This is a genomic window from Pseudomonas sp. BR20, from assembly GCF_050780135.1.
Lineage (GTDB): Bacteria > Pseudomonadota > Gammaproteobacteria > Pseudomonadales > Pseudomonadaceae > Aquipseudomonas.
The window spans coordinates 1,157,821-1,173,026 of the sequence record NZ_CP172012.1; the positions used below are offsets into that span (position 1 = coordinate 1,157,821).

Annotated in this window: 15 protein-coding genes; 12 read left to right on the plus strand and 3 right to left on the minus strand. The window is 59.1% G+C overall.

What is annotated here, in order from left to right:
• The first annotated feature begins 169 nt into the window (after positions 1-169).
• The 3 genes from ACHPFG_RS05130 (at position 170) to ACHPFG_RS05140 (ending at position 3,810) form a co-directional block, all read left to right on the plus strand.
• Complete coding sequence (locus ACHPFG_RS05130) at positions 170-1,432, plus strand: ATP-binding protein (RefSeq protein WP_090409478.1); 1,263 nt, start codon at positions 170-172, stop codon at positions 1,430-1,432.
• Complete coding sequence (locus ACHPFG_RS05135) at positions 1,425-1,985, plus strand: response regulator transcription factor (RefSeq protein WP_003171731.1); 561 nt, start codon at positions 1,425-1,427, stop codon at positions 1,983-1,985. Before ACHPFG_RS05130 ends, ACHPFG_RS05135 begins: the two co-directional genes overlap by 8 nt.
• Before the next feature lie 100 nt (positions 1,986-2,085).
• Positions 2,086-3,810, plus strand: coding sequence for an ABC transporter ATP-binding protein/permease (locus ACHPFG_RS05140; protein WP_131698453.1), 1,725 nt, complete (start codon positions 2,086-2,088; stop codon positions 3,808-3,810).
• A 68-nt stretch (positions 3,811-3,878) separates the two neighbouring features.
• On the opposite strand, the gene ACHPFG_RS05145 is transcribed toward ACHPFG_RS05140, so the two are convergent.
• A complete protein-coding gene (locus ACHPFG_RS05145; RefSeq protein WP_003171734.1) occupies positions 3,879-4,316 on the minus strand; it encodes a YhcB family protein in 438 nt (145 codons plus the stop codon).
• A gap of 147 nt (positions 4,317-4,463) precedes the next feature.
• Between ACHPFG_RS05145 and ACHPFG_RS05150 the strand changes: the two genes are divergently transcribed.
• The 3 genes from ACHPFG_RS05150 (at position 4,464) to zapE (ending at position 7,647) form a co-directional block, all read left to right on the plus strand.
• Positions 4,464-5,093, plus strand: a complete 630-nt coding sequence (locus ACHPFG_RS05150) for an alpha/beta hydrolase (protein ID WP_281113409.1) — start codon at positions 4,464-4,466, stop codon at positions 5,091-5,093.
• 24 nt (positions 5,094-5,117) lie between these two features.
• Positions 5,118-6,473: a tryptophan--tRNA ligase gene (locus tag ACHPFG_RS05155; protein ID WP_431701758.1), complete on the plus strand. Its 1,356-nt coding sequence runs from the start codon at positions 5,118-5,120 to the stop codon at positions 6,471-6,473.
• A 79-nt stretch (positions 6,474-6,552) separates the two neighbouring features.
• Positions 6,553-7,647 (plus strand): cell division protein ZapE, encoded by a 1,095-nt coding sequence (gene zapE / locus ACHPFG_RS05160; RefSeq protein WP_431701759.1) that lies wholly within the window; start codon positions 6,553-6,555, stop codon positions 7,645-7,647.
• A gap of 111 nt (positions 7,648-7,758) precedes the next feature.
• Here zapE and ACHPFG_RS05165 read toward each other — a convergent pair whose 3' ends face one another.
• A complete protein-coding gene (locus ACHPFG_RS05165; RefSeq protein WP_178116718.1) occupies positions 7,759-8,679 on the minus strand; it encodes a GlxA family transcriptional regulator in 921 nt (306 codons plus the stop codon).
• A gap of 220 nt (positions 8,680-8,899) precedes the next feature.
• Between ACHPFG_RS05165 and ACHPFG_RS05170 the strand changes: the two genes are divergently transcribed.
• A complete protein-coding gene (locus tag ACHPFG_RS05170; protein ID WP_131698450.1) occupies positions 8,900-10,036 on the plus strand; it encodes an acyl-CoA dehydrogenase family protein in 1,137 nt (378 codons plus the stop codon).
• A gap of 77 nt (positions 10,037-10,113) precedes the next feature.
• Here the strand turns inward: ACHPFG_RS05170 and ACHPFG_RS05175 are convergent, their stop codons facing one another.
• On the minus strand, positions 10,114-11,154 hold the full coding sequence (locus ACHPFG_RS05175) for an NADP(H)-dependent aldo-keto reductase (protein ID WP_131698449.1): 1,041 nt from the start codon (positions 11,152-11,154) through the stop codon (positions 10,114-10,116).
• A 248-nt stretch (positions 11,155-11,402) separates the two neighbouring features.
• Here ACHPFG_RS05175 and rplM point away from each other — a divergent pair, with 248 nt between their 5' ends.
• The 5 genes from rplM to ACHPFG_RS05200 all read left to right on the plus strand — a co-directional run bounded on the left by rplM (position 11,403) and on the right by ACHPFG_RS05200 (position 15,088).
• Positions 11,403-11,831: a 50S ribosomal protein L13 gene (gene rplM, locus ACHPFG_RS05180; RefSeq protein ID WP_003171742.1), complete on the plus strand. Its 429-nt coding sequence runs from the start codon at positions 11,403-11,405 to the stop codon at positions 11,829-11,831.
• Positions 11,832-11,845: 14 nt separating this feature from the next.
• Entirely contained in the window at positions 11,846-12,238 is a 393-nt protein-coding gene (gene rpsI / locus ACHPFG_RS05185) for a 30S ribosomal protein S9 (RefSeq protein ID WP_003171743.1), read from the plus strand.
• Between the two features lie 266 nt (positions 12,239-12,504).
• On the plus strand, positions 12,505-13,098 hold the full coding sequence (gene petA / locus ACHPFG_RS05190) for a ubiquinol-cytochrome c reductase iron-sulfur subunit (RefSeq protein ID WP_027604843.1): 594 nt from the start codon (positions 12,505-12,507) through the stop codon (positions 13,096-13,098).
• On the plus strand, positions 13,098-14,309 hold the full coding sequence (locus ACHPFG_RS05195; protein WP_003171746.1) for a cytochrome b: 1,212 nt from the start codon (positions 13,098-13,100) through the stop codon (positions 14,307-14,309). Before petA ends, ACHPFG_RS05195 begins: the two co-directional genes overlap by 1 nt.
• The gene (locus ACHPFG_RS05200; RefSeq protein ID WP_027604842.1) at positions 14,309-15,088 is read left to right on the plus strand and encodes a cytochrome c1; all 780 of its coding nucleotides are present in this window, start codon (positions 14,309-14,311) and stop codon (positions 15,086-15,088) included. The genes ACHPFG_RS05195 and ACHPFG_RS05200 overlap by 1 nt, the downstream gene beginning before the upstream one ends.
• Positions 15,089-15,206: the final 118 nt, after the last annotated feature.

The window sequence follows — 15,206 nt, forward strand, 5'->3', positions numbered from 1 at the left end:
TAGACGGTGGTATCGGGTTCTTCGGGTTTACATATTCGCTACACATCGTGCGGACGCCGACGAGCGGTCGTTCGCTCGGCCTGCGGCAAAGAGCCACACGCGCCATGCCAGCGTGCCTGCTTCGTTTATACTCCTGCCGATCCGCCTGCAGCGCTCATCGGGAGAGCTCATGCTCGCCGCCGTAAAACTGACTTCCGCCACCCGCCAGAACCTCTGGCGCCTGACGTTCATCCGTACCCTGGTACTGGCCGCACAGGCCGGTTCGGTCGGGCTTGCCTATTGGTTCGACCTGCTGCCGCTGCCGTGGCTGCAATTGGGCGTGACCCTGGGTTTCTCCATCGTGCTGTGTGTATTTACCGCCATTCGGTTGCGCACCACATGGCCGGTGACCGAGCTGGAATACGCCCTGCAATTGGCCTGCGACCTGTTTATCCACAGTGTGTTGCTGTATTTCTCCGGCGGTTCCACCAACCCGTTCGTTTCTTATTACCTGGTGCCACTGACCATCGCTGCGGTGACCTTGCCGTGGCGCTACTCGGTGGTGCTGTCGGGCATCGCCCTGACCCTGTACACCCTGCTGCTGGCGCGGTTCTATCCGTTGCAAACGTTCCCCATCGCCCGCGAAAACCTGCAGATCTACGGGATGTGGCTGAGCTTTGCCCTGTCTGCCGCCGTGATCACCTTCTTTGCCGCGCGCATGGCCGAAGAGCTGCGCCGCCAGGAAGAACTGCGCGCCATTCGCCGCGAAGAAGGCCTGCGTGACCAGCAACTGCTCGCCGTCGCCACCCAGGCCGCTGGCGCGGCTCACGAATTGGGCACGCCGTTGGCGACCATGAGCGTGCTGCTCAACGAAATGACCCAGGACCACCACGACCCGGCGCTGCAAGAGGATCTCGGCGTGCTGCGCGAACAGGTCAAGCAATGCAAGCAAACCTTGCAGCAACTGGTACGCGCGGCTGAAGCCAATCGCCGCCTGGCGGTCGATATGCAGGACGTGACCCAGTGGCTCGATGAAGCCCTGAACCGCTGGCATTTGATGCGCCCCGAAGCCAGCTACCGTTTCCATCTGCTGGGGCAGGGCACTGTGCCGCGCCTGGCGCCACCGCCGGACCTGACCCAAGCCTTGCTTAACTTGCTGAACAACGCCGCCGACGCCTGCCCCGAAGGCCTGGAAGTCCGGCTGGACTGGGATGTGGATGACCTGACGATCAGCATCCGCGATCACGGCGCAGGCGTGCCGCTGGCCATTGCCGAGCAGATCGGCAAACCTTTCTTTACCACCAAGGGCAAAGGCTTCGGCCTGGGCCTGTTTTTGAGCAAGGCCAGCGTGACCCGCGCGGGCGGCTCAGTGAAGCTCTATAGTCATGAGGAAGGCGGCACGCTCACCGAGCTGCGCCTGCCCCGTGTCGCACGAGGAGATATCGATGAGTGACGAGATCCAAGTCGAAGGCGAAGAACTGCCGCATCTGTTGCTGGTAGATGATGACGCCACGTTTACCCGCGTGATGGCGCGCGCCATGAGCCGTCGCGGTTTTCGCGTGAGCACCGCAGGCTCCGCCGAAGAAGGCCTGACCATCGCCCAGGCCGACTTGCCGGATTACGCCGCGCTCGACCTGAAAATGGACGGCGACTCCGGCCTGGTGCTGTTGCCCAAACTGCTGGAGCTCGACCCGGAAATGCGCGTGGTGATCCTCACCGGTTACTCCAGCATCGCCACGGCCGTCGAAGCCATCAAGCGCGGTGCCTGCAATTACCTGTGCAAGCCGGCGGATGCCGATGACGTGCTGGCCGCATTGCTGTCCGAGCACGCCGACCTCGACACCCTGGTGCCTGAAAACCCGATGTCGGTGGACCGCCTGCAGTGGGAACACATCCAGCGCGTCCTCACCGAACACGAAGGCAATATCTCTGCCACTGCCCGCGCCCTGGGCATGCACCGGCGCACCCTGCAACGCAAGCTGCAGAAGCGTCCGGTACGCCGCTGAACCTAAGCTGAACAACCCGCTTCAGGCCGCACGGAGCCCTGAACCGATCATCTATGATCGGTTCAAACGCCTGTCACCACCCTCCTATCGAGCCTGAACGATGAATCAGAACGCTGAGTATTCCGCGGTCAACGACGCGGTGCGTGGGCAGTTTTTTCGCCGAACGTGGGCGATGATCACGCCCTATTGGCGCAGTGAAGAGAAGGGCAAGGCCTGGTTGTTGCTCGCAGTCGTGATCGGCCTGTCGCTGTTCAGCGTGGCCATTTCCGTGTGGCTTAACCACTGGTACAAGGATTTCTATAACGCTCTGGAAAAGAAGGACACCGCCGCCTTCTGGCAGCAGATCGTTTATTTCTGCGGTATCGCCACGGTGGCGATTCTCGGCGCGGTCTACCGTCTCTACCTCACGCAGATGCTGACCATTCGCTGGCGCGCATGGCTGACCGAAAAACACTTCGCCCGCTGGCTTGGCAACAAGAACTACTACCAGCTGGAGCAGGGCGGCTACACCGATAACCCGGACCAGCGAATTTCCGAAGACCTCAATAGCTTTACCCTGAACACGCTGAGTCTTGGCCTTGGGCTACTGCGCAATGTGGTCAGCCTGGTGTCGTTCTCCATCATCCTGTGGGGCGTGTCGGGCAGTATTGAAGTGTTCGGTATCACCATCCCGGGCTACATGTTCTGGTGTGCTTTGGTCTATGCCGGTGTCGGCAGTTGGCTGACCCATCTGATCGGTCGTCGTTTGATCGGTTTGAGCAACCAGCAACAACGCTTCGAAGCGGACTTGCGTTTCTCCATGGTGCGGGTGCGGGAGAATGCCGAGAGCATCGCCCTGTACAACGGCGAGCCCAATGAGAATCAGCGTTTGAGTGCGCGGTTCGGGAAGGTCTGGCATAACTACTGGGACATCATGAAAGTGTCCAAGCGCCTGACGTTCTTCACTGCCGGCTATGAACAGATTGCGATCGTCTTTGCGTTTATCGTGGCTGCACCGCGCTACTTTTCCGGCAAGATCGAACTGGGCGAGCTGATGCAAATCAACTCGGCGTTCGGCAACGTGCAGGGCAACTTCAGCTGGTTTATCAGTGCGTACGCTGACTTGGCCGGCTGGCGCGCGACCAGCGACCGTCTGCTGAGTTTTCAGCAGGCTATGAGTGAAAACGAGCAGCGTCCAGCCACCATCGACGTCAGCGCAGAGGGCGAGCGTCTTGTGGTGCAAGGGCTAGGCTTGAGCCTGGTGGATGGTCGCCACTTGCTGACCGACGCCAACATGATCGTTGAGCCGGGTCAGCGCGTCATGCTCAGCGGCCGCTCCGGCAGCGGCAAAAGTACCTTGCTGCGCGCTATGGGCCATCTCTGGCCTGCTGGTCACGGCAGCATTCGCCTGCCGGCCAGGCGTTACCTGTTCCTGCCGCAGAAGCCCTATCTGCCGATCGGCACACTCAAGGCGGTGTTGAGTTATCCACAGGACGACAGCGTCTATTCGGCAGAGCGTTATGCACAGGTGCTGGAAACCTGTCGCCTGCCGCACCTGGTGGGGCGTCTGGATGAAGCCAACCATTGGCAACGCATGCTCTCGCCGGGTGAGCAACAGCGCCTGGCCTTTGCCCGTGCCTTGTTGTTCGCGCCGCAGTGGCTGTACATGGACGAGGCCACCTCGGCCATGGATGAAGAGGATGAGGCGACGCTGTATCAAGCGTTGATCGATGAGCTGCCAGGGTTGAGCATTGTCAGCGTCGGGCATCGCAGCAGCCTCAAGCGCTTCCATGGGCGGCATGTGCGGATCGAGGGCGGTTGGTTGCAGGAACAAACCATGTCCTGAAGAGTGAGGCCCAATAAAAAGCCCGGCTGATCATCGATCAGCCGGGCTTTTTATCGCTTGAAAATGACTTACTTCTTCAAGCCGTAATGCTCATCCAGCATGCCCGGGGCGTTTGGCGTTTTTGGCGCGTAGTCCCGTGGCGGCTCCTGGTTTTCCCGGGGTGGGGTCAGGCGTTCCCGTGGAGTTTGCGGTGCATCGGAATGCAGCGCGGCCAGCAGGCGTTGACGGGTGATGTCGTCGAGGGCCAGGCGGTTTGCGCCATCGGCGAGGTGATCCTGTACTTCCTGGTAGCTCTGGGTGAGTTTCTTGACCAGGGTCGCGGTGCTGTTGAAGTGGGTAACAACCTCGTTCTGATAACTGTCAAAACGTTCCTGAATGTCATCCAACTGACGCTGCGTGCGGTTAGGCGCGGCATTCGGCAGCAGGCGGGCAACCAGGAATCCAATGGCGACACCGGCAACCAAGGCGAGAGTCGGCAACAACCAAACTAAGAGCGAGTGTTCCACGAGTCCTTCCTCTATAAACGGCTTTGCTTTACGTTAACGGCTCAAACCTGCGCTGTATACCGCGATTAAGCTCGCAATGATGCCATGCACAGACTTTTAGCTAGACGAGTCGACCCTTTGAGAGGTCACGGAGTTCATTCCTTGCTCATGCGTGAAACCCCCGTTTTGATCGATGGCCCGGTAGGCCAATTGGAAGCCCTGTACCTGGATCACCCCGAGCCACGTGGCCTGGCGCTGATCTGCCACCCTAATCCGGTGCAGGGCGGGACCATGCTCAATAAAGTCGTTTCGACCCTGCAACGCACAGCTCGCGATGCCGGGTTGATTACTTTGCGTTTCAATTACCGTGGCGTCGGCGCGAGTGCCGGCACCCACGACATGAGCACCGGTGAAGTGGACGATGCCGAAGCGGCTGTTACCTGGCTGCGTGAAAAACACCCCGACCTGCCGCTCACCCTGCTCGGTTTTTCCTTTGGTGGCTACGTGGCGGCAAGCCTCGGCGGCCGCCTGGAAGCCAAAGGCGAAAAGCTCGCGCACCTGTTTATGGTCGCCGCCGCCGTGATGCGTCTGAGCAATAACGACGTGCTGCCCCTGACCTGCCCATTGACCTTGATCCAACCGGAAACCGACGAAGTGGTCGATCCGCAATTGGTCTACGACTGGTCTGCCGCCTTGAAACGCCCCCATGAGCTGCTGAAAGTGGCAGAATGCGGGCACTTTTTTCATGGCAAGCTCACCGATCTCAAGGATCTGGTGCTGCCGCGCCTCTCGAATTGATAGCAGTCTGATAAGCGATTACCCATGACGACTCGTACCCGTATCCTCACCGGCATCACCACCACCGGCACGCCGCACCTGGGCAACTACGCTGGTGCGATCCGCCCGGCGATCCTTGCCAGCCAGGACGCCAATGCTGACTCCTTCTACTTTCTGGCCGACTACCACGCCCTGATCAAATGCGATGACCCGCAGCGCATCCAGCGTTCGCGTATGGAAATTGCCGCGACCTGGCTGGCCGGTGGTCTGGATGTGAACCGGGTGACCTTTTATCGCCAGTCCGACATCCCGGAAATCCCCGAGCTGACCTGGCTGCTGACCTGTGTGGCGGCCAAGGGCCTGCTCAACCGCGCCCATGCCTACAAGGCCTCGGTGGACAAGAACGTGGAAACCGGCGAAGACCCGGATGCGGGCATCACCATGGGCCTGTACAGCTACCCCGTGCTGATGGCGGCGGACATCCTGATGTTCAACGCGCACAAGGTGCCGGTGGGCCGCGACCAGATCCAGCACGTGGAAATGGCCCGCGACATCGGCCAGCGCTTCAACCACCTGTTCGGCAACGGTAAAGAATTCTTCACCATGCCCGAGGCGCTGATCGAAGAAAGCGTTGCCACCTTGCCGGGCCTGGATGGCCGCAAGATGTCCAAGAGCTACGACAACACCATCCCGTTGTTCACCAGCGCCAAGGACATGAAGGACGCTATCTCGCGGATTGTCACCGACTCCCGCGCGCCCGGCGAAGCCAAGGACCCCGACAACTCGCACCTGTTCACCCTCTACCAGGCGTTTGCCAGCAAGGCCCAGGAAGAAGAGTTCCGCGGCGAGCTGCTGCAAGGCCTGGGTTGGGGCGAGGCGAAGAATCGTCTGTTCCAACTGCTGGACAGCCAACTGGGCGAAGCGCGCGAGCGTTACCACCAGTTGATGTCGCGCCCGTCGGACATGGAAGACCTGTTGCAGGTCGGCGCCAGGAAAGCCCGTGCCGTAGCCGCGCCATTCCTGGCCGAGTTGCGTGAAGCGGTGGGCCTGCGTTCGTTCGTCGAGCAGGCTGCAGCGCCGGTCGCCACCAAGAAGAAGGCCGCCAAGGCCGCGCGTTTCGTGAGCTTCCGTGAAGATGACGGCAGCTTCCGTTTCCGCCTGTTGGCCGCCGATGGCGAGCAATTGCTGCTGTCGCGCAACTTTGCCGATGGTAAAGCGGCCGGCGCAGTCACTAAGCAACTGCAAAGTGGCGCTGCGCTGGACGTACGCCCCGAAGCCCTGAGCTTCAGCGTCTGGCTGGACGGTGCTGCAGTGGCCGACAGCGCCGAGTTCGTCGACGGCGCATCGCGTGATGCCGCCATCGAAGCCTTGCGCACTGCGTTGACCCCAATCGAGGATTAACCCGACCAAGGGTTGATTGCCATTATCCAGGGCCGTCGTTACAGTGACGGCCCGTTTTTGTTGCCTTGCTAACGAAATTATGACGCCCCTAGAACGATATCAAGCTGATCTGAAACGCCCTGAGTTCTTCCATGACGCGGCTCAGGAAAATGCGGTGCGTCATTTGCAGCGCCTGTACGACGACCTGATCGCGGCCTCGCAGAACAAGCCGGGGATGCTCAGCAAGCTGTTCGGCAAGAAAGACCACGCCCCGGTCAAAGGCCTGTACTTCTGGGGCGGTGTCGGCCGCGGCAAGACCTACCTGGTCGATACGTTCTTTGAAGCGCTGCCGTTCAAGGAAAAGGTCCGCACCCACTTCCACCGCTTCATGAAGCGCGTGCACGAAGAAATGAAGACCCTGCCGGGTGAGAAAAACCCGCTGACCATCATCGCCAAGCGTTTCTCCGATGAAGCGCGGGTCATCTGCTTCGATGAATTTTTCGTCTCCGACATCACCGATGCCATGATCCTCGGCACCCTGATGGAAGAGCTGTTCAAGAACGGCGTGACCCTGGTCGCCACCTCGAACATCGTGCCCGACGGCCTGTACAAGGACGGCCTGCAGCGCGCTCGCTTCCTGCCGGCCATCGCGCTGATCAAGCAGAACACCGAGATCGTCAACGTCGACAGCGGCGTCGACTACCGTCTGCGTCACCTCGAGCAAGCGGAGTTGTTCCACTTCCCGCTGAACGAAGCGGCGCACGAAAGCCTGCGCAAAAGCTTCCGCGCCCTCACGCCGGAATGCACCCAGGCGGTGGAAAACGACAAGCTGATGATCGAGAACCGCGAGATCATCGCCCTGCGTACCTGCGATGACGTGGCCTGGTTCGAATTCCGCCAGTTGTGCGACGGCCCGCGCAGCCAGAACGACTACATCGAACTGGGCAAGATCTTCCACGCGGTGATCCTCAGCGGCGTGGAGCAGATGAGCGTCACCACCGACGACATCGCACGACGGTTTATCAACATGGTCGACGAGTTCTACGACCGTAACGTCAAGTTGATCATCTCGGCGGAAGTCGAACTCAAGGATCTGTATACCGGCGGGCGCTTGAACTTTGAATTCCAGCGGACATTGAGCCGCTTGCTGGAAATGCAGTCCCACGAGTTCCTGTCGCGCGGGCACAAGCCTTAAGAGCGATGTAGGTCAAATGTGGGAGGGGGCTTGCCCCCGATAGCGGTCTTTCAGTAACAGATGCACTGACTGATCCACCGCTATCGGGAGCAAGCCACCTCCCACATTTGCTTACGCGGCTTGTTGGAACTGTTGCCGATATTGGTTCGGTGACAGCTCCGTGTGCTGCCTGAACAACCGCGCAAAGAAACTCGCATCGTCGTAACCCACCTCATAACTGATGGTCTTGATGCTCTTGCGGCTGCCCGAGAGCAGGCCCTTGGCCGTCTCGATACGCAGTCGTTGCAGGTAATGCAGCGGCTTGTCGCCGGTGGCGGTCTGGAAGCGGCGCATGAAATTGCGGATGCTCATGCCGTGTTCCCGGGCAACGTCTTCGAAGCGGAATTTGTCGGCGAAATGCTCTTCGAGCCAGTGCTGGATCTGCAGGATGATCACATCCTGGTGCAGCTTCTGGCCGCCAAAACCGATGCGTCCGGGTGAATAGCTGCGCTGCACTTCGTAGAGGATGTCGCGGGCCACGGCCTGGGCGATGTTGGCGCCGCAGAAGCGTTCGATCAGGTAGATATACAGGTCGCACGCCGAGGTGGTACCGCCGGCGCAATACAGGTTGTCGGCGTCGGTGAGGTGTTTGTCCTGATTGAGCTGGACCTTGGGGAAGCGTTCGCTGAAGGCGTTGAAGAAACGCCAGTAGGTGGTCGCCTCCTTGCCATCGAGCAGGCCTGCTTCGGCCAGCCAGAACACCCCGGTGGCTTCGCCGCAGAGTACCGCGCCGCGGGCGTGTTGTTCGCGCAGCCACGGCAGCACTTGCGGGTAGCGCACACACAGGGCATCGAAGTCATCCCAGAAGGCCGGTAGCACGATGATGTCGGCGTCTTCCAGGCCGCCGTCCACCGGCATGATCACATCACTGAAGCTGCGCACCGATTTTCCGTCGGGGCTCACCAGGCGTGTTTCGAACGCTGGGGTCAGGCCCAGGCCTTGCTGTTTGCCATAACGCAGGCTGGCGAGATGGAAGAAATCCTTGGCTTGCATGAGGGTAGAAGCGAATACCCGATCAATGGCCAAAATGCTGACGCGCCGCAACGGCGTGGAGATTTGGTTAGACATAATTTCATTTATTCTTATAGGGGAAAGTGGTCACCAGACGGCTGGATCGTCTTATTTTTTGTCGCATGTGTCCAGTGTCCTGTGACGCCGTCGGGGCATAGGCTCTGTGGGCTCGTCCTTGTCCGACAATCCACGCAGGTGACCCATGATTCCGAGAACCTTGTTCAGCCCGGAGCACGAACTCTTCCGCCAGAGCGTGCGCACCTTTCTTGAAAAAGACGCTGCACCGTTTCACGGGCAATGGGAGAAGCAGGGCTACATCGACCGTAACCTGTGGAGCAAGGCGGGGGAGGCGGGGATGTTGTGTTCCCATCTGCCGGAGGAATACGGCGGGCTGGGCGCGGACTTTCTCTACAGCGCGGTAGTGATCGAGGAGATCAGCCGCCTGGGCCTGACCGGCATCGGCTTTTCCCTGCATTCGGACATTGTCGCGCCCTACATCCTGCATTACGGCAGTGAGGCGCTGAAGCACAAGTACCTGCCCAAGTTGATCTCCGGTGAGAGGGTCACGGCCATCGCCATGACCGAGCCGGGTGCCGGGTCCGACTTGCAAGGGGTCAAGACCACCGCCGTGCTGGACGGTGATGAGTACGTGATCAATGGCTCCAAGACCTTTATCACCAACGGTTATCTGGCTGAGTTGGTGATCGTGGTCGCCAAGACCGATCCCAAGGCGGGTGCCAAGGGCACCAGTCTGTTTCTGGTGGACGCCGATACGCCCGGCTTCGCCAAGGGCAAGCGCCTGGAGAAGGTCGGCATGAAGGCCCAGGACACCTCGGAGCTGTTCTTCCAGGACGTGCGGGTGCCCAAGGAAAACCTGCTGGGCCAGGCTGGCATGGGCTTCGCCTATTTGATGCAGGAATTGCCGCAGGAGCGTTTGACTGTCGCGATTGGCGCGCTGTCGTCTGCCGAGGCGGCGCTGCAGTGGACCCTGGAATACACCCGTGAGCGCAAGGCGTTCGGCAAGGCGATTGCCGACTTTCAGAACACCCGGTTCAAGTTGGCGGAGATGGCCACTGAGATTCAGATCGGCCGCGTGTTCGTCGACAAATGCATGGCGTTGCACCTGGAAGGCAAGCTGGATGTGCCCACTGCCGCGATGGCCAAGTACTGGGCCACGGACCTGCAATGTAAGGTGCTCGATGAGTGCGTGCAGTTGCACGGCGGCTACGGGTTCATGTGGGAGTACCCGATTGCACGGGCGTGGGCGGATGCGCGGGTGCAGCGGATTTATGCGGGTACCAACGAGATCATGAAGGAGATCATTGCGCGGGCGCTTTGAGTGCTGTGTTGTTTGTGAGGGCCCTATCGGGGCGGTGCGACGATTCGACTTGCCCCCGATAGCGGTCTACAGATCGATCAAGGCGCCGGATTCGGATGATCCTTCTGAATCGCCTCAATCCCTTCCAGTACTTCCTTCGACAGCTTCAGATCAGCACTGGCGATGTTGCTGTCCAGTTGCTCCAGCGACGTTGCGCCAATAATGTTGCTGGTCACGAACGGCTGTTGTGTCACAAACGCCAATGCCATCTGCGCAGGATCCAGGCCATGCTCCCGCGCCAGTGCCACATAACGGCTGCACGCCGCCTCCGACTGCGGGTTGAAGTAGCGGCTGAAACGGCTGTACTCCGTCAGGCGCGCCTTGGCCGGGCGTGCGCCACCTTCGTACTTGCCGCTGAGCATGCCGAATGCCAGGGGCGAGTAAGCCAGCAGGCCACACTGCTCACGAATGGCGATTTCCGCCAGGCCAACCTCAAAGCTGCGGTTGAGCAGGTTGTAGGGGTTCTGGATCGATACCGCGCGGGTCCAGCCGCGGGCTTCGGCCAGGGCCAGGAACTTCATGGCGCCCCACGGGGTTTCATTGGACAGGCCAATGTGGCGGATCTTGCCAGCCTTCACCTGCTCATCCAGCGCTTCGAGGGTTTCCTCCAGCGGGGTCAGGTCGTCTTCGTCCTTGTGCTTGTAGCTCAATTGACCGAAGAAGTTGGTGCTGCGCTCCGGCCAGTGCAGCTGGTAGAGGTCGATCCAGTCGGTTTGCAGGCGCTTGAGGCTGGCGTCCAGGGCTTCGACGATGTGCTTGCGGTTGTGGCGCAGGTGGCCGTCGCGGATGTAGTCGATGGTGTTGCCGGGGCCGGCGATCTTGCTGGCGAGGATCCAATCGGCACGGTCACCGCGGCTTTTGAAGTAATTACCGATGTAACGCTCGGTGGTGGCATAGGTGTCGGCCTTGGGCGGCACCGGGTACATTTCTGCGGTGTCGAGGACGTTAATCCCCGCCGCCTTGGCCCGTTCGATCTGCGCGAAGGCCTCTGCCTCGCTGTTCTGCTCACCCCACGTCATGGTGCCCAGGGCTATCGCGCTCACGTTCAGATCCGTACGGCCCAGCTGTCGATAATCCATCGGGTACTCCTTCAGGGAAAACAATCATAAAAGCAGGTTGAATTTTTTTTCGCAATCTGCATAATTGCCCACCTCTTTCTGCAGTGGAAGTGATGCGCCGCCTGCCGAAGAATCTTGCCGTTGAACGGACGCGCCGACCCGAGCCCCCGATAGCGTCTGTATCCGGCTGCCTTTGACTTGTCAAAGTAAGCACTATTCAGTAAGATCCGCCGTCTAATTTACAGGGCGGCCCCTGAGGCTATTAAAGAATGACAACTTTTACTGCAAAACCGGAAACAGTTCAGCGCGACTGGTTTGTCGTCGACGCCGCTGGTCAGACCCTGGGTCGTCTGGCCACTGAAGTCGCCAGCCGTCTGCGTGGCAAGCACAAGCCTGAGTACACCCCTCACGTTGACACCGGTGACTACATCGTGATCATCAACGCTGAGCAGGTACGTGTTACCGGCAACAAAGCGCAAGACAAAATGTACTACCGTCACTCCGGTTTCCCAGGCGGTATCAAGTCTTCCAACTTTGAAGGCCTGATCTCCAAGAAGCCTGAAGCCCCGATCGAAATCGCGGTCAAAGGCATGCTGCCGAAGGGCCCACTGGGTCGCGATATGTTTCGCAAGCTGAAAGTCTATGCGGGCGCTGTACACCCTCATGCTGCTCAGCAGCCCCAAGAACTGAAGTTTTAACGGAATAGTTCATTATGTCGGCGACTCAAAATTACGGCACTGGCCGTCGCAAAACCGCAACCGCACGCGTTTTCCTGCGTCCGGGCACTGGTAACATCTCGATCAACAACCGCACTCTGGACAACTTCTTCGGTCGCGAAACTGCCCGCATGGTAGTTCGTCAGCCGCTGGAATTGACCGAGACTGTTGAAAAGTTCGACATCTACGTCACCGTTATCGGTGGCGGTGTAAGTGGTCAAGCTGGCGCAATCCGCCACGGTATCACTCGCGCTCTGATGCAGTACGACGAAACCCTGCGTGGCGCTCTGCGCAAAGCTGGCTTCGTGACTCGTGATGCCCGTGAAGTTGAACGTAAGAAAGTCGGTCTGCGTAAAGCGCGTAAGCGTCCGCAGTACTCGAAGCGTTAATTCGCTTTACGTTCCACAAAAACGCCCAGCCTCCTTACGGAGCTGGGCGTTTTTTATTGCCTGCGATTTATGCACATTTTTCACCGTGACAACTTGCCACATCCGTAGACCCCCTATACTACAAGGCTTGGAGGCGGAGCCCCGGGCAATTCCCTTGTCATACGTGGGGCTTTTCATTACCATTCGGCAAAATTTTTATAAGTTCAGATTTAATACTTAGTAGACGCCTGATTTAACAGGCCAAAAAGCTGATGGGAGAGGACTGAATGAGCAATGACGGCGTGAATGCAGGCCGGCGTCGCTTCTTAGTAGCAGCCACATCCGTGGTGGGTGCTGCAGGAGCGGTGGGGGCTGCGGTCCCGTTCGTGGGGTCATGGTTTCCCAGTGCCAAGGCGAAAGCCGCAGGTGCACCGGTGAAGGTGAATATCAGCAAGATCGAACCAGGCCAGCAGATGATTGCTGAGTGGCGCGGCCAGCCGGTATTCATTGTTCGTCGTACTGAGGAAATCCTGGGAAATCTGAAAAAGATCGAAGGCCAGTTGTCTGACCCCAAATCTGAGAAATCCGACCAACCCGCCTACGCCAAAAATGAAGCACGTTCGATCAAGCCAGAGATTCTGCTGCTGGTTGGCCTGTGTACCCACTTGGGATGCTCGCCCACCTTCCGCCCTGAAGTCGCCCCGGTCGATCTGGGTAAAGACTGGGTCGGTGGTTATTTCTGTCCCTGCCACGGCTCCCACTACGATCTGGCGGGGCGCGTCTACAAGTCCCAGCCCGCTCCCTTGAACCTGCCCGTGCCTCCGCATACCTACGAAACTGACGACCTCATTGTCATTGGCCTCGATAAGGAGAACGCGTGATGAGCAAGTTCATGGATTGGGTGGATGCACGCTTCCCCGCCACTAAAATGTGGGAAGACCATCTCAGCAAGTATTACGCGCCAAAAAACTTCAACTTCTTCTACTTCTTTGGTTCCCTGGCACTGCTGGTGCTGGTTAACCAGATCGTCACCGGTGTCTGGCTGACGATGAGCTACACCCCGTCGGCGGAAGAAGCGTTTGCCTCCGTCGAATACATCATGCGTGACGTCGAGTACGGCTCGATCCTGCGCCTGCTGCACTCCACCGGCGCTTCAGCGTTCTTTATCGTGGTCTACCTGCACATGTTCCGTGGTTTGCTCTACGGTTCGTACCAGAAGCCACGGGAGCTGGTGTGGGTGTTCGGCATGCTGATCTACCTGGCGCTGATGGCGGAAGCCTTCATGGGCTACCTGCTGCCATGGGGCCAGATGTCGTACTGGGGCGCCCAGGTGATCATCTCGCTGTTCGGTGCCATTCCGGTCATCGGCAACGACCTGACCCAGTGGATCCGTGGTGACTACCTGATCTCCGGTATCACCCTGAACCGCTTCTTCGCTTTGCACGTCGTAGCGCTGCCGATTGTGATCCTGGGCCTGGTGGTGCTGCACATCCTGGCGCTGCACGAAGTGGGTTCCAACAACCCGGATGGCGTGGACATCAAGAAACACAAGGACGAGAACGGCATCCCGCTGGATGGCATCCCGTTCCACCCGTACTACACCGTGAAAGATATTGTCGGCGTGGTCGTGTTCCTCTTCGTGTTCTGCTCGATCGTGTTCTTTTTCCCGGAGATGGGTGGTTATTTCCTCGAGAAGCCTAACTTCGAACAGGCGAACGCCTTCAAGACACCTGAGCACATTGCCCCGGTCTGGTACTTCACGCCGTTCTACGCGATCTTGCGGGCGATCCCCGACAAACTCATGGGCGTCATCGCCATGGGCGCGGCCATTGCGGTGCTGTTCGTGTTGCCGTGGCTCGACCGAAGCCCGGTCAAGTCCATGCGCTACAAAGGCTGGCTGAGCAAAATCTGGCTGTGGGTGTTCTGCATTGCATTCGTGATTCTGGGCGTGTTGGGCGTATTGGCGCCGACCCCTGAGCGTACGCTGCTGTCGCAGGTCTGCACCTTCCTGTACTTCGCCTACTTCATTCTGATGCCGTTCTACACCCGGCTCGAGAAGACCAAACCGGTTCCGGAAAGGGTGACTGGCTGATGAAAAAATTATTCGTTGCATTGATGCTTGCGGCGCTGCCGCTACTGTCCTTCGCTGCCGAGCACGGCGGCCCGGAACTGGAAAAAGTCGATATCGACGTGTCTGACAAGGCGGCTATGCAAGACGGCGCGCGTACGTTCGCCAACTACTGCATGGGCTGCCACAGCGCCAAGTTCCAGCGTTACGAGCGGGTGGCCGATGACCTCGGTATCCCCCATGAAATGATGCTGGAGAAGCTGGTGTTCACCGGTGCCAAGATCGGCGACCACATGAATATCGGCATGAAGCCTGCCGACGCCAAGACCTGGTTCGGCGCAGCGCCTCCTGACCTGACTCTGGTGGCACGTGTACGCGGCACCGACTGGCTCTACGGCTACCTGAAATCCTTCTACGAGGACCCGGCGCGCCCTTATGGCGTGAACAACCGTGTGTTCCCGAACGTCGGCATGCCTAACGTTCTGGTCGGCCTGCAAGGCAAGCAAGTGGTAGGATGCAAGCAGGTTCAGGTCGTCGAAGACGGCAAGAAGCAATATGATCCGTTGACCGGTACGCCTTTGACTCATGAAGCGTGCGATCAACTGAAGATAGAAACCCCTGGTTCGTTGACTGACGAGCAGTTTGACGAGAAGGTCAAGAATCTGGTGACCTTCCTGGCCTATTCGGCCAACCCGGTCAAACTGCAACACCAGCGCATCGGGACGTATGTCTTGCTGTACCTGGCTTTCTTCTTCGTATTCGCTTATCTGCTTAAACGCGAATACTGGAAGGATGTGCATTGATCCAACCGTAAGCAATTGCTGTTAATCTTGCGCGCCCAGCGGCATCTCTAACCCGTAGCGATCTGGACTTCCAGAGGCTGCAGAGATGCTTTCTGGGCGCGCTCGTTTTTGAGCTTTC